Here is a 14,636-nt window from a genome sequence, read left to right on the forward strand (position 1 = left end):
CCTCGCTTTTTCTACATGGATGAGACACTGTGATTATACGCTTGTAAGTAAGTGAATTCAAAAATTTGGAGGTTTTCATTAAGAGTTTAACAACCGAAACGTAATGCTGATCTGTAGAGCTTTTCACGACTTAACTTGTTAAAAAGATGATTGACTTTTATAGCGGGTCAGCATATAATAGGTTGTGTTCAATTGGAGGAATACCCAAGTCCGGCTGAAGGGATCGGTCTTGAAAACCGACAGGAGCTTAACGGCTCGCGGGGGTTCGAATCCCTCTTCCTCCGCCATTATTATTAAATTCCAAGACTAATTGATATAGAAGAGGCTGAGACATAATGTAATGTCTCAGCCTCTTTCAGCATCTTGGCAGTAGATGACTGAATTGAAAAAGCGCTTGTATCAAGCTTTTTTTCAATTCTAGTCATCCTTGCCGGGGCGGGACTACGAAATCTTTTTATTCAAATTAGATTTCTGTCTCGCTCCCTTCTACTCGATTTAAGGAAATTGCAATAAAAGATATATTAAATTATAAGAATTTCAATAGAAAGGATTAAATATTATGAATAACACTTACATATCAAAGAAATTAGTAAGCTCTACTATAAATACAATAAGTAACTTGGCTTTAACGAATTTTAAAATTGATAACTTGAATTTTGATTACGAAGGGTTTACTTTTGAGCTAGATAAATTAACTTTTAAAAGTAGATTAGCCAAAAAAACCCCAAAAAAGAAAGGCTATTTTGTTGCTTTTTGGCAAAAAAATGAGTCTAATGAGAATATTCCGTTTGATTACGATACAATAGAAGATAAATTAATTATAAATATTATAGACAATGAAAAAATAGGTCAATTTATATTTCCTAAAAATATTTTGAAAGAGAAGGGCGTTATAACGTCAAATAAATCTAAAGGTAAAATGGCAATGCGTGTTTATCCGAGTTGGGTATCAAATTTAAACACTACTGCTAAAGGTACGCAAAGATGGCAAACGAAATACTTTGTTGACCTATCAAATGACTTTAACCAAGAAAAATTGTATCCTTTATATTTTAGGTGATAATTAACAAAATATTTTAAGCTTTTATTAAGAGAGTAACTATTAAAACTGATTTACATCCATTTAATACACCAGTATGTACACTTTTTATTTATACAAATTTTAATTATCTTCTTCATTCGCCAAATATTTAGTTTGAAGTAGTTGGTCATTTTCCTAAAATTCCATATAAAAGATCAGTTTTATAAATTTAAATAGTTAAGTATTCCCAATTATTTATCAATCGTAAAATTCTATTGTATTTTGTGTGCAAAAATATTCTTTATTGAGACAAAATTTAATAGACTACTACTTAAAAAGAGAGGGCGACTTCGCACCCTCTTTTTATGATAAATGAATGGTTAAGAAAATAATTCATCTACAGTTGTATCAAAAAATCTTGCCAACTTAAATGCTAATGTCAATGTAGGATCATATTTATTGTTTTCTATTGCATTAATAGTTTGCCTAGATACATTTAATTCTTTACTTAAAATTTCTTGAGAAATTCCTTTTTGTTTTCTATATTCTCTAATTCTATTTTTCATTAATTTAATCTTTAGATGTATATTTTTTATTTGTAGTATAGTAATTAAACATCATAAGAAATAGTGCTACAATTATAAAGAAAATTTCTGGATATTGAGAAAACCAAGATCCTTCAATAGGTTCTGTTGCAAAGTTAAAATTATATGCACATCTATACAAAACTATAAAAGCAAATATTGTTTTAACAGTAAAGAGTTTTGTTAGTATTAATTATTTTTCGTTTTTTAGTATAAATATTACATGATTTTTAACTTTGCAACAGAATCATTAATTTTCTAGATTTTTATTTACTTTAACAGTTATGAATTATTTATAATATACAAAAAATTATGTTATTATATAATGCAAATACTATAGAAGGTTAATTTATGTTGAATTCATCAAAATTTATTAAAGGTTTAGGTAGTATTTTAATGGTATCTGGACTAGTGATTTCTCCGGTAGCTATTGGAGATAATATGGCTAATGCTGAGTCAACACAAACTAACACAGGTTCTAATCAAGAAAATTATGAAATTGATCAAAATGTAGCAAATATTATTTATACTAATCTTGAAAAAATCAAAATGGTGAATTAAAAATAATTGATAAAGAGAATTTGAAAAAGGAATTAAATGAATTAGGGACAGATATTAATATTAAAGATATTGAAAATTATATGAATCGATATAATGAAACTATGAAAGGTGAAAACGGTGAAAAAGCTAAGAAAGATTTAGTAGCTTTTAATAAAGAAGTAGAAAAGCAACAACAACAGAATAGTACAAGTAATAGAGATGCTTGTGATGCTTTGACAGTAGCAGGATTCGGTCATACTGCAGCTACAACAGGAGCGATGGCAGCTTTAGGAGTTAGTGGACCTGTTGGCTGGGGAGTAGGTACTGGAATGGCAGCTCTATATGCAGGTGGATCTATTGCTTGTAATCATGCGTAGGTGAAAGTATGAAAAAATTATTAAATGAGTATTTTTTTACTATAACTTATGCAACAATTTTAATAATTTTTGCATTTCCAATAACAGATTTATTCACTAAAAGTCTTTGGTTTTATTGTCTTTTATTTGTAGTTATAGTAGGAAGCACTTTTTTTATTGAAAGTAAGTTAAACAAAAAATATTCCTTACAAGAAAAAGCAAAAAAATTATGCTATTCATTAGTACCTATTAATATAATAGTAATTATTATATTTTATGTATTCATTCTTTGAATATATTCGAATAAAGACAGAATTATGGCACATCGAATAAATATTATTTGATGTGCCATATATTTAGGGAAAGGAAAATATGAAAAAATTAGTGTAACTTTATTAATAATTTTTGTAATTTTTTTATTAGGTTGTTCAGCCAAAAGTGAACAACCTAATAAAAATGAAATTATAGAATATGGAGACTACAAATGTCCTTACTGTAAAAAAGTAGAAACTAACGTTATGCCTAAACTACAAAAAGACTATCTTGATCAAGGTAAAGCAAGTTATCAATTTGTAAATATGGCATTTTTAGGTAAAGATTCGATTTTAGGTTCTCGTGCGGGTCATGCTGTTAAAAATATAGCACCTAGTAAATATTTAATGTTCCAGAAATTGATGTTTTCGCAACAACCTAATCATGAAAATAAATGGATTACGGAAACATTAATTGATAAACAAATAGACAAACTAAAATTAAGTGACAGTAGGACGCAAGAAATAAAGAAAGACTATAAGACAAAAAATAGTCAATCATGGAAAGATGCGCAAAAAGATCAAGAACAATATAAAAGTAAAGGCGTTAAAGAGGCACCGACCGTTTATGTAAATGGTAAAAAGTTAAAAAATCCATACAATTATAAAGAATATAAAAAATACTTAAAATAAATGAATAACCTATACAAAAGTACTACCCATAATAACTAATTATGTCAACTTGTAATAAAGGCTTAAACGTTGATTTCACAGCGTTTAAGCCTTTTCCTTATAATTATCGTTTATGCAGGTTTTATACATCATTGATCTCACGCGTTTTCATACTTTTTCATCAAGTGAACTTTTGTATCTTTATTCAGTTCTCAATGTCTAAGTGTTGCATACAGATTAGAGGGGTTTTGTTATAATTGGGAAGCACTTCCGTGCACAAAGGAGGTGTTGTATATGCTAGTCGCGATTTCATTTGTTGCAAGTTTTATCGTATCAGTTATAGCTAGTATAGTTGCGAACTATATTTCACACAAACTGAATAGATAAAATTAAAACCCCCACAAAGCTTTGGCAGGCTGTGGGGGTTTTTGTATATGCTAGTTCGCAATTCATTTGTTACTTTAAGTATATCTTTCATACTATCTTTTGTAAACTTTTCTATTCTTCCCAATCAACTTGAAGTTGTTTTAAAAATGCCTCTCGTTCTTTTTCTAATTGCGGGTCATACTCATTTTGTGTTGGTTTTTCATATGTGCGATCTTCCAACCATTTTGGCGTTTTTTACGACTGATATATTGTCGTGACGGTTCTGTTGCAAAGTTAAAATTATATGCACATCTATACAAAACTATAAAAGCAAATATTGTTTTAACAGTAAAGAGTTTTGTTATTATTAATTATTTTTCGTTTTTCAGTATAAATATTACATGATTTTTAACTTTGCAACAGAACCATATATATACTAACTGCTTTTGTTTTTAAACTCCTTTTGATACTGAATATATCCTGATATATAGTGTTCAATATCATCTATTCTAACTCGATATCCATGGTGTTTTATAAAGAAACTACCTAATATACGGTGAGGTAGTTTAAAATACATTGCATATTCTGGATAGAAGTGTCCTGTTCGTTGATAATCTGCTCGATTATGAATTGTATCAACTAACTCATCTTCATCTATTAAACTACTTACTAGATCATGATAGCCGTTCTCTTTTGCATTTTGAATTAGTCTATAGGTTGCTACTAGCATTTCTAAAAATGTAGGATAAGTTGTTTCCCTATCTTTAATGTATTTTAGATGAGTACTAGCATTTAAAATACCAAACTTATAATAACGTTCGCTCGGTATTATTTGTGATAGCTCATTTGTGCAATATGCAAGCCAATGATCATGATAACGCCAGTATTTTTCGTTTATAAAGTGTTCAAATAGCTTCTGCACTGTGTTTAACCAGTTTTCATTGTTATCAATTTTGTATAGTCTTAGTAATGCTAATGCAGCTTCTCCATCATAGTATACGATTCTAAAACTTTCTTTAACAGTTAAAGAAGGGTAATTTAAAACGTGAGTTGTATTACCAGTTTCAATATCAATCATACTTAGGATGCCTCTGGCAACATTTTGAGCAATTTTCAAATAATTTATATCATCAGGATATGCTTTCAAATATTCGCAAACCATAAAAATAAAAGAAGCGTTTTGTCCCAATTTAATTTCATTAATATTATTAGTATTATCAAAGACATAGCTCACATCATCTGTGGAGATTATATGATTGTCTATTACATAATCTATGGCTTTTTTCATAAAACTTATGTCCTCATCTATATATGTTAAACCTTCGATTAAAGCATAACTCGAGGAAGAATGTCTAAGAATATTATAAAAGTTAATCTTTTTATCAAAATGAGGAAAATATCCATAAATATATTTCCCTGAATCTTCCAGCATATCTTTAAGAAAATGAACTCCCTTGTCAATCATACTATCTATTTCAGCATGTAAATCTTCAATCTTCCTAAGAGGTTGTTTATGACTACCATTTTTTTCTAGTTTAATGATATTAGAATCATCAAGTATATAACTTTCGGTATGGAACTGAATAACATCACGCTTATCAAAATCTTTCGCTCGAAATTTCTTTTTATAAGATGTATATTTTCTTAAATAGTTATTAATATTATTCTCAGACAAAATAAAACGCTTTTTATCTTTGGAAGGCCTTATAAAAGCATTTGAATTTATTTCTTCTGGCAAGAATGATAGGTACCAGTATTTGTCAAATGAGATTCCGAAATCCACATAATTTCTGCGTGTATTTAACAATTTATGCTTTATGTCAGTAAAAGGTAATACTGTTTCATCTGTAACAATATCTATTTTGATCCAAGTAGGATATGATAGATGTTTTCTTTTGAAATTCTGACAATTTTTAAGTATATTTTTCAAAAGAGATTTTGATTTTTTTATAAGTAACACTTTTGCCTTGGTATGCGAAGACCCCATACTAATGAACACCCTATCTGTTAGATTTGAGTCATTCTCAATATAAGACAATAGTTCATTTATCTTTGACTCTAATATATTCATATTTCTCCCCTTAATAAAAAATGATTCTATATAGCAAACTAAAATGATAAAAATAAAGTCGGGATGTTACCCGACTTTACTTCACCTATTTGTTTTCTCTACGTCTAAATCCAACAAGTAATAATGATCCTAATCCAGCAAATAAAGAACTGTACAGTAAGATACCGTTATTATCATTTTGTCCAGTATCTGGTAATTCTCCAGCATCGGCATCAGCATCAGCATCAGCATCAGCGTCAGCATCGGCATCAGCGTCGGCATCAGCGTCAGCATCGGCATCAGCGTCAGCATCGGCATCAGCATCGGCATCAGCGTCAGCATCGGCATCAGCATCGGCATCAGCATCGGCATCAGCATCGGCATCAGCGTCAGCATCGGCATCAGCATCGGCATCAGCGTCAGCATCAGCATCGGCATCAGCGTCGGCATCAGCGTCAGCATCGGCATCAGCATCGGCATCAGCATCGGCATCAGCATCGGCATCAGCATCGGCATCAGCATCGGCATCAGCATCGGCATCAGCGTCAGCATCAGCATCGGCATCAGCGTCGGCATCAGCGTCAGCATCGGCATCAGCATCGGCATCAGCATCGGCATCAGCATCGGCATCAGCGTCAGCATCAGTATCGTCGTCTAAATCACATAGTGTTACTACAGCAATATCAGCTAAATCTTCATGACTAGGAGCCAAATAAGCGATAGCTATGTTGGAGTGTAAATTAAATGTACTTACATAATCAAGATCACCTGTTGTTATGTCACTACCAATTGTTGACCAATCTCCTGTATTACGGGTTACGCCTATACTTGGTTCGGTATAAAGGCCATGCTCATCAAAATCACCTAATTTTATTAGTTCAGGGTGTTCTATATATAAGTATTGCGTTTCTTCATTATCACCATATTGTGTGTTCGAACGAAAGTCATCTAAAGATTGCGATCCCGAATTATAATTATTTATACCGTTTATCTCGTCAAATGATCGCCATGCAAGCCTAGCATCTAACGGTAGATATGGTGTTTTTTCATATTGATCTTTTGAAATATCAAACTCTACTTTTATTCCAATAGGTCCCGATACAAGTGTATTTAATGCGTACGTTTGTCTTTTATCTGACCCATCGTAAGGGGTAGTCGAGAGCTTGACAATTGAATTAGGTAAATTATCAACTCCTTCTTTTTGGAGTTCTAAATATTTCTCATATGTTGGTATATTATTGAACCCTATAGCTTCATTCTTATCAAATTCTAGGTTATTATAATCTTCTTCCGTAATTTGACCCAAATCTAGTTCGACATCGTGAGGCGTATGATTTTTTTCTTCTCGTGTTCCTATTAGTTTAAACCTTACATTTTCTGCAAATTTAGGAACTGTAATATTGAATGTACTGCCAGTTTGAATATGATTACTAGATTTGACAGGACTTAGTGATACTTCGTAGTCATATTTAACCCTTCCGTCTTTTTGGATTTTGGCACAACCTGGAGTTACATTAACTCCACCTCCACCAATATGACGAACATTATTGGCAAGAGGGCTTCTATCTTCTCCCTTGTTACCTTCTGTATACTCTGCGTTATTCCCACGAGTTGTTTCCGAACTATTAGTTGATGTTTTGCGAATTGCTGTGTCTTGAGTTTCTGTCTTAGGTTGTGTTGTGTCTTGAGTTTCTGTCTTAGGTTGTGTTGTGTCTTGAGTTTCTGTTTTAGGCTGTGCTGTGTCTTGAGTTTCTGTTTTAGGCTGTGCTGTGTCTTGAGTTTCTGTCTTAGGTTGTGTTGTGTCTTGAGTTTCTGTCTTAGGTTGTGTTGTGTCTTGAGTTTCTGTTTTAGGCTGTGCTGTGTCTTGAGTTTCTGTCTTAGGTTGTGCTGTGTCTTGAGTTTCTGTTTTAGGTTGTGTTGTGTCTTGAGTTTCTGTCTTAGGCTGTGCTGTGTCTTGAGTTTCTGTCTTAGGCTGTGCTGTATCTTGAGTTTCTGTTTTAGGCTGTGCTGTATCTTGAGTTTCTGTCTTAGGCTGTGCTGTATCTTGAGTTTCTGTTTTAGGCTGTGCTGTATCTTGAGTTTCTGTTTTAGGCTGTGCTGTGTCTTGAGTTTCTGTCTTAGGCTGTGTTGTATCTTGAGTTTCTGCTGCTTGTGCAGAGTTCGTCGCTCCAAGGAAAAGTAAAGTAGTTAGAACAACCGACCCTACACCGAAAGAACGCTTACGGATGCCAAAAATCTGCTTTTTTCTGTCATAGTTTTTATAGTTTTTCATTTTTTCTCTCCTCATTTTAACTTGTTTAATTGTTGGAAAACTAACTGCGATAGTTCTTTTGTTGAAAGTTTAGACTTTCTCTTAAGTACTTTATGCACTTCGTTTGTTATTATAAGCGCCTCTTCAATTTTCAAGTTGTGTAATATCACCCCTTTGTTTATATTTTAATTAAGTAAGTTTAGAAAATATGATTTGAAACAATAATATAATTTGGTAAGATAAACAAATGTTCTGTTTTTATTATATTGTTTATAAATAATAGCATTTAAAATCACACTATTTGTATATTCATAATTTTATAAATATAGTGGAAATAATCTTTTTGTTTTGATTAACCCTTTATTCTGGAAGGATAAATATCTTATTTATACAAAAATATCAATAATGGAAAAGAGGTCATTGACTTGTTCCCGAAAATATATTATTTGAAAGATAGGATGACTAGACCACTCCGGTGCTATGGTGGCGTATTACTAGCAATTTCGAATAACGATTCATTTAGAATAAGAGAAGGTGAAGAAGTTAGGGAGATAAGCATTGCATTAATAAATGAAGGTAATTTATTTCAAATACAAGAGTCCAATGTGGTGATGTTTTATTTTTCAAGTACTATAATACTTGAAAAATTAGGTATAGATGTTTTTAAAAATGATTTGAGAGTTAATAGTGAGGTATTGTTGCAAAATCAACTAATTTCATTGTTTGATTATTATAAAAAGCAAGCTTTAGACACACAGAAAGCAATAAATTTATTAAATGATATAATGAATAATTTATTAAAAGATCAAAAGAAAATGACCAAAGCATCAAATGAATTACTCTCAGGAATATTAGAATACATTATAGAATATTTAAATATTAAAATAACTCTTGAAGATATTTCAAAGCAGTTCTATATCTCTACTTCCAATATATCTAGCTTATTTAAAAATTATTTTCATATAAGCTTCTATGAATATGTTACTTCGCTACGTGTCGCTAAATCGATAAGTGATTTAAGGACAACAAAGTTAAATGTTGAGACTATTTCTTTGAACAGGGGATATTCAAATGCAACTAACTATATTATCCACTTTAAAAAATACGTAGGTATTACACCTAAAAAATATAGAATGATACCAAACGAAAGTGGATTTTTAAAGATTAAAGAAGTTGAGTCAGATTGGAATGTTATACAAACTTATGATTTTGAAGAGAAAAATTTGTATAAGCATACACATATATCTCTGAATGATGAAGAAATACTGCAGTCAAGTTTCTCATATTTTAACTTAATAGATATAGGTGGATATAAAAATTTAGACTTAATATTAGATGAACAAATATTTAATTATAAAAATTTTGATAACTATAAACTAGATTCATATATATATATTAACGACGCAGTTGACAATTTCATAACCGAGAAACGTGAGGAACAATCTTTAAAATTAAGGAAACTATTAAAAACCAAAGTTTCAATCGCTTTAAAAATTAATAGTCTTGAAAGTTTAAAATTAATAGAAAAATTAGTAGCTGATTTACATTTTTTAGAATCTGAACACTTATCATCATCTAATATAAGGAATGGAAATATCCTTTTGTTACTTGATTCTAATAATATTAAAAACTTAGATATTAATAAAATACAAAGAAATTTATATGAAACAAGGGTATTTATTTCTGTAGACATAACAGACAGCTATATAAAAAATAAAGAAATTCTTACACATCAAATATACACTTTGAACCCTGATTATTACCATATAAACTTTGATAGCATCAATAATGGGATGCAGAAAAGCTATGATGACTTCGATGAGTTCCATCGAAATCTTAACGCGTTTTTAGAAAATATACAGGCATATAAAAACATCATTTTTTTGAACTATGAAAAAATATACCCTTCTGATGTCTTAAAAAATATTGGGAAATTTTTAGAAGTATCTTTATATAGTAAGAAGTATCTTGCCGGATCAAGTATACATTTTAATAAAAGTAGTGAAAATCAAATTTCTATTTTTGACGAAATAGAAAACAAGACACTATTTTTTCACATAGGTATTATGTTATTAAATTTTTCTAAATACAGATGTTTTTATGGAGAAAGTTACATTATAACGAAAAATATGCATGGATATAATATTTTATTATTCAACTCTGATAGTAAAATAGCAGATGAAAATGATGAGCACACACATGTATTTTATATAAACTTTCAAAATAGTAGGATTTCCAATGATGTAATTATTTCAGAAGAGTTATTAAATAGTGATTATGGAAGTATTGATGGTATTGTGTCTTCAGAAATTGAAAATAGAAAAATATTTCCAGATTCTTTAAAATATAAATTGAGTCAATATAATTCTCCTAAATTGAGTGTTAATAAGTATAATCAAAAAACAGGTTCTTATACTGTGAAATTACCACCAAGATCAGTTGTAATGCTAACTATATATTTATAGAATCTACAAACCTAAATACAATTATAGTAGTGTCCGCTCTTTTGAGTTTTATAATACCTGTGAACTATATATTCATTACTTCTATTTCTGAAATTAAATTTCTTATGCTAAATTTCACTTAATATTTCTAATGATACTTGATATTGAAGTATCGTTACTCTATTTATTATGCTTATATTTCCAACAATAAAAAGGTCAAATTTGAGTAATAAAAATATTATACCAAAATAATTTAGAGCATACCCAAACCTAAAAATGACCTGAATAATGTGGTGTAAATAACATAGAGTTAATTTTAAATACTCTGTTAAAAATTAACTCTATATTATTTATTTTCTACAGAAAATCAAACTGCTAATGTGTGGCTATGGACATATTGAAATTTTGATAATCAACTACACAGTTAACATAAAAAATTTATAAGTTTTTTGTTATAAAAAATTATTATTATCAGTTACTTATTAGTCTAGTTATGGTATTTTATGATTGAAAATCATTATCAATCATAAAAGAAAAGTGATATAGATGAAAAAAGTGATTTTTATATTCATATCTTTAATAATAATATTAGCTGGTTGTGGAAAGCAAGATAGTGATAAAGAAAGTGATTTAAAAGCATTTAAGCAAGATGATAATACAGAAATTAAAATCCCTAAAAATCCCAAAAGGATAGTAGTACTACATCCAACTTACATTGGTGCTTTTGTAAAATTTAGACATACGCCTGTGGGTGTTACGAATTATGTTAATCAGAACAAAACATTAAAAGAGGCTACTAAATCATCAAAAGTGATGAACGCTAACGATATAGAGGCTATTACTAAACTTAAACCTGATTTTATTATAACTACAAAAGAAGATAAAAATTATAAAAAAATTGAAAAAATTTCTCCGACTATCCAAATAGATGCTATGAAGTCTAACTATAAGGAAACAACAAAAAAATGGCATCTATTGTCAATGAGGACGAGAAAGCTGAAAAGTGGATTAAAAAATGGGAAAGAACGCTTAAAGCTGACCGCGCTAAACTGAGTGATAAAATTAATGGAAAATCTATAGCCGTATTACAATCTACACCTAAAGGCATAACTGCATTTGGAAAGAATTATGGACGAGGAACTGAAATTGTTTATGATGGTTACGGTATGAAACAACCAAAGAAATTAAAAGCAGAAACCAAAAATGCCTATATGGTTAATATGTCGTTAGAAAGCCTCCATAAATATACTGGAGACTATATTATTCTTGCTAACATGGGAGAACATCCTAATTTCACAAATACAAATAGTTGGAAAAACTTGAAAGCTGTAAAGCACAATAAAGTTTTGAATCTAGATATATCAGATACACAATATAATGATCCAATATCATTAGAAAGACAAAGAAAGATTTTATTCAAACAACTTGAAAAATAAAAGTAGAAAAATTCCAGTATGTCAATATAGCACACTGGAATTTTTCTACTTTTATTTGCTTATATCGATACGATATAATTTTATATTTTTATCTTCCGGAGATTTTGTACCAAATTGATATGATACGTTACCCGACTTAATATATCCCCAGTACCCATTAGCACCCTTACTTTTACTCATGTTTGTAATTGAATTTAAACTGTCTTTCACTTCATCAAAGCTAGGACCATTGAAATCATTATAACTCATAGATATACCTGTAACTAAACCTTTATTTCGTTCTCCATCTGCCGTTACAACAAGTAATCCGTTGTCTTTTCTAAATTTATAATAGTGAGTTGTACCATCAACACTAGAAGAATATATAGGTTTAATATTGTTATCTAATACAGATTGGATAGGCATACCAATAGTTATACCTTCTAAAGATGACTGATAAGTACTTGCCTGTTCTAACTTTACTTCATTATTTATTGTATTCGCACTTGCTTCTGATAATCCCAATCCAGTAATAGCGATTGTAGAAATTATAGCTGTAGTTAATAATTTTTTCATCATTTTCTCCTTTAAGTAAATTTTCTAACAAAAAGATAATATCATTAGAGTCATTATAAATGTATGATATTAAGCATAATTAATATCATAATTTGAAGATATGTATATTTTGTTCATAGAATATATCATTATAAATATTGTATTCTAACTAAAATATCCATGTTTATGATAATGCATAATTGATAAATTCGGTTCTGTTGCAAAGTTAAAATTATATGCACATCTATACAAAACTATAAAAGCAAATATTGTTTTAACAGTAAAGAGTTTTGTTAGTATTAATTATTTTTCGTTTTTCAGTATAAATATTACATGATTTTTAACTTTGCAACAGAACCCGGCCACTACTATACTCACCTAATGGGAAAAATCTTCAAAAGCGTATTATTTATCATCGAGTGTGGAAATATTAGAAGAGGGTGAATCAATTACTAAGATTTCAAAAGAAGTTAATATAACAAGACAAACGGTTTATAGAATAAAACATGATAATAATTTGACTTAATAAATGCTTTTTTAATGCAAATTAAAGTTTCTCACAGCATCTTAAAACACATGTTAATAAACTATTATAAAGTTCTAATCATAAAAAAAGAGAGAGCTTATTCGCTATCTCTTTTCCTATAATTTTTAATAAAGAATTATGTAAATATATATAAATAAATTATATTCAACGCTTTCTTGTCATCATATAATATATTATAGCATTAATTACTAGAAAAACGAAAATCACGCTAAACACAATAAATTTAGTTGCAAGTGCAATATTTGAAACTAATGTAAAGATAAACAATATAATACCTATAATTGCTATTATATTGAATATTGCTAATTTTGTTCTCATTATAATCCTCCATGTTGACTGAGAGCTCTATAAGTATTTAAAACATTTATATTTTTTTAGAATGTATATCTTTATAGTTATCATAACCATATTTTTTTAAATGTTCAATTGATTTTGTAGGTGAGTCTTTATAATTATATTTTGGTTCTGTTGCAAAGTTAGAAAAAACATCTAATTTCCTTTTTCATCATTTCAATGTTCGTTTAACTAGCTAACATACGACTGATTTCATGGCATGGCGAAAATCCGTAGATCTGAAGAGACCTACGGTTCTTTTTATATAATCCGTAAATACATTCAATGCCTTTGAGTGTATTTTTGGCCGTATTGAGACTTTGATACCTTGTCTTTCGTACCTTAATATGACGATGATCTTGTTCAATGATATTATTGAGATATTTAGTTGTACAATGGCACTTAGGATTAAGCTTAAATTCTTTAATTACTTTAGTCATTGCGACCTTCGTTGAAGGTGCTTGATCTGTAATTACTATTTGGGGTCTACCAAATTGTTTAACAAGACGTTTTATAAACGCATATGCGGATTGATGATCTCGTTTTTTGCGCAACCAAATCTCTAATGTATGTCCATCTGCATCAATTGCACGATACAGATAACACCACTATATATTAATTTTGGGAGTTATAAAAATGATCGGTTATTGCTCAATCAAATTAGAAACAGTAAAAGAGACTAGCCAAATCGCTAGGTATTTAAATCTTTAATTAAATTTATTTATTCGATTAATATTTTGTAAAATTAATTGAAGTAAAATATATCTATGATATGTTTTAAATGTGATGAATTTAAAGAAGGATTAAGTTGATGAAGAAACAATTTTTACTTGCTTCTGCTCTTACTCTTGGCATTAGTGGCTTAGGAACTATAGGCTATGCACAGGCATCTATGACAGACGCTCATGGAGGTTCTGAAAATGTAGATAACTCTTATGGTTTAAAAGCTTCAAAAACCTATGATAATAATGTTTCTACTCGTTCAATAAAACAAGGTAAAAAGTCAGGAGGATACTGGGTAAGAGGGACTACAAGCAAAACTGTTAAATCAAATCATAAACATTATAGACACAAAGGCCATGCTTCAGTTATAAATGGAAGTGGAAATGGAAATAGTGGCGGCTGGAAGAAGCCGGGTCATTGGTCTAAATCTTCTGTGAAAAAAACATGGTCTGGAAACAAAGCTTTTTATGATCACACATAATCATATTATTAATTAAGCAAGAAATTAAGACAGAAAATTCGTTTTAT

General features: G+C 29.7%; 12 protein-coding genes, 1 tRNA gene and 3 pseudogenes. 10 read left to right on the plus strand and 6 right to left on the minus strand.

All coding sequences use genetic code 11. The features are described 5' to 3' along the window. Positions 1-194: 194 nt before the first annotated feature. A tRNA-Ser gene (locus tag N9R04_RS10360) sits at positions 195-287 on the plus strand. A gap of 272 nt (positions 288-559) precedes the next feature. Continuing rightward, positions 560-1,060 (plus strand): MepB family protein, encoded by a 501-nt coding sequence (locus N9R04_RS10365; protein WP_262856702.1) that lies wholly within the window; start codon positions 560-562, stop codon positions 1,058-1,060. 341 nt (positions 1,061-1,401) lie between these two features. On the opposite strand, the gene N9R04_RS10370 is transcribed toward N9R04_RS10365, so the two are convergent. Continuing rightward, positions 1,402-1,587 carry a helix-turn-helix transcriptional regulator gene (locus N9R04_RS10370; protein ID WP_262856703.1) on the minus strand — a complete coding sequence of 62 codons (186 nt, stop codon included), beginning with the start codon at positions 1,585-1,587 and terminating at the stop codon, positions 1,402-1,404. Positions 1,588-1,956: 369 nt separating this feature from the next. Here N9R04_RS10370 and N9R04_RS10375 point away from each other — a divergent pair, with 369 nt between their 5' ends. The 3 genes from N9R04_RS10375 (at position 1,957) to N9R04_RS10385 (ending at position 3,445) form a co-directional block, all read left to right on the plus strand. Next, on the plus strand, positions 1,957-2,166 hold the full coding sequence (locus N9R04_RS10375; RefSeq protein ID WP_262856704.1) for a hypothetical protein: 210 nt from the start codon (positions 1,957-1,959) through the stop codon (positions 2,164-2,166). A gap of 20 nt (positions 2,167-2,186) precedes the next feature. After that, entirely contained in the window at positions 2,187-2,522 is a 336-nt protein-coding gene (locus N9R04_RS10380) for a hypothetical protein (protein ID WP_262856705.1), read from the plus strand. Between the two features lie 359 nt (positions 2,523-2,881). After that, on the plus strand, positions 2,882-3,445 hold the full coding sequence (locus tag N9R04_RS10385; protein WP_373316354.1) for a DsbA family protein: 564 nt from the start codon (positions 2,882-2,884) through the stop codon (positions 3,443-3,445). Positions 3,446-3,922: 477 nt separating this feature from the next. Here the strand turns inward: N9R04_RS10385 and N9R04_RS10390 are convergent. From N9R04_RS10390 to N9R04_RS10400, 3 genes and pseudogenes are all read right to left on the minus strand, one after another. Beyond that, positions 3,923-4,065: pseudogene (locus N9R04_RS10390) on the minus strand (replication initiation protein); the annotation flags it as partial. A gap of 161 nt (positions 4,066-4,226) precedes the next feature. Beyond that, positions 4,227-5,861 carry a poly(glycerol-phosphate) alpha-glucosyltransferase gene (locus N9R04_RS10395; RefSeq protein ID WP_262856706.1) on the minus strand — a complete coding sequence of 545 codons (1,635 nt, stop codon included), beginning with the start codon at positions 5,859-5,861 and terminating at the stop codon, positions 4,227-4,229. An 85-nt stretch (positions 5,862-5,946) separates the two neighbouring features. Further along, a complete protein-coding gene (locus N9R04_RS10400; protein ID WP_262856707.1) occupies positions 5,947-8,112 on the minus strand; it encodes a fibronectin-binding protein FnbA in 2,166 nt (721 codons plus the stop codon). A gap of 437 nt (positions 8,113-8,549) precedes the next feature. Between N9R04_RS10400 and N9R04_RS10405 the strand changes: the two genes are divergently transcribed. The 3 genes from N9R04_RS10405 (at position 8,550) to N9R04_RS10415 (ending at position 11,971) form a co-directional block, all read left to right on the plus strand. Continuing rightward, positions 8,550-10,556: a helix-turn-helix transcriptional regulator gene (locus tag N9R04_RS10405; RefSeq protein WP_262856708.1), complete on the plus strand. Its 2,007-nt coding sequence runs from the start codon at positions 8,550-8,552 to the stop codon at positions 10,554-10,556. A 525-nt stretch (positions 10,557-11,081) separates the two neighbouring features. Further along, on the plus strand, positions 11,082-11,588 hold the full coding sequence (locus N9R04_RS10410; RefSeq protein ID WP_262856709.1) for a TroA family protein: 507 nt from the start codon (positions 11,082-11,084) through the stop codon (positions 11,586-11,588). Next, on the plus strand, positions 11,501-11,971 hold the full coding sequence (locus tag N9R04_RS10415) for an ABC transporter substrate-binding protein (RefSeq protein ID WP_262856710.1): 471 nt from the start codon (positions 11,501-11,503) through the stop codon (positions 11,969-11,971). The genes N9R04_RS10410 and N9R04_RS10415 overlap by 88 nt, the downstream gene beginning before the upstream one ends. Positions 11,972-12,022: 51 nt before the next feature. On the opposite strand, the gene N9R04_RS10420 is transcribed toward N9R04_RS10415, so the two are convergent. Then, entirely contained in the window at positions 12,023-12,526 is a 504-nt protein-coding gene (locus N9R04_RS10420; RefSeq protein ID WP_262856711.1) for an SA0570 family protein, read from the minus strand. A gap of 338 nt (positions 12,527-12,864) precedes the next feature. Here N9R04_RS10420 and N9R04_RS10425 point away from each other — a divergent pair. Beyond that, positions 12,865-13,031 (plus strand): annotated as a pseudogene (locus N9R04_RS10425) (helix-turn-helix domain-containing protein); the annotation flags it as partial. A 542-nt stretch (positions 13,032-13,573) separates the two neighbouring features. Here N9R04_RS10425 and N9R04_RS10430 read toward each other — a convergent pair. Then, positions 13,574-13,993: pseudogene (locus tag N9R04_RS10430) on the minus strand (DDE-type integrase/transposase/recombinase); the annotation flags it as partial. Positions 13,994-14,196: 203 nt separating this feature from the next. On the opposite strand from N9R04_RS10430, the gene N9R04_RS10435 reads away from it, so the two are divergent. Then, positions 14,197-14,589: a lactococcin 972 family bacteriocin gene (locus tag N9R04_RS10435; RefSeq protein ID WP_262856712.1), complete on the plus strand. Its 393-nt coding sequence runs from the start codon at positions 14,197-14,199 to the stop codon at positions 14,587-14,589. The last annotated feature ends 47 nt before the right edge of the window (positions 14,590-14,636 follow it).

This window comes from Staphylococcus marylandisciuri (assembly GCF_025519785.1).
Classification (GTDB): domain Bacteria; phylum Bacillota; class Bacilli; order Staphylococcales; family Staphylococcaceae; genus Staphylococcus; species Staphylococcus marylandisciuri.

Bases quoted from the DNA above. Each gene is read 5' to 3' on its own strand.
- N9R04_RS10365 (WP_262856702.1), top strand. From the start codon at position 560: ATGAATAACACTTACATATCAAAGAAATTAGTAAGCTCTACTATAAAT.
- N9R04_RS10370 (WP_262856703.1), bottom strand. From the start codon at position 1,587: ATGAAAAATAGAATTAGAGAATATAGAAAACAAAAAGGAATTTCTCAA.
- N9R04_RS10375 (WP_262856704.1), top strand. From the start codon at position 1,957: ATGTTGAATTCATCAAAATTTATTAAAGGTTTAGGTAGTATTTTAATG.
- N9R04_RS10395 (WP_262856706.1), bottom strand. From the start codon at position 5,861: ATGAATATATTAGAGTCAAAGATAAATGAACTATTGTCTTATATTGAG.
- N9R04_RS10400 (WP_262856707.1), bottom strand. From the start codon at position 8,112: ATGAAAAACTATAAAAACTATGACAGAAAAAAGCAGATTTTTGGCATC.
- N9R04_RS10405 (WP_262856708.1), top strand. From the start codon at position 8,550: ATGACTAGACCACTCCGGTGCTATGGTGGCGTATTACTAGCAATTTCG.
- N9R04_RS10410 (WP_262856709.1), top strand. From the start codon at position 11,082: ATGAAAAAAGTGATTTTTATATTCATATCTTTAATAATAATATTAGCT.
- N9R04_RS10415 (WP_262856710.1), top strand. From the start codon at position 11,501: ATGGCATCTATTGTCAATGAGGACGAGAAAGCTGAAAAGTGGATTAAA.
- N9R04_RS10420 (WP_262856711.1), bottom strand. From the start codon at position 12,526: ATGAAAAAATTATTAACTACAGCTATAATTTCTACAATCGCTATTACT.
- N9R04_RS10435 (WP_262856712.1), top strand. From the start codon at position 14,197: ATGAAGAAACAATTTTTACTTGCTTCTGCTCTTACTCTTGGCATTAGT.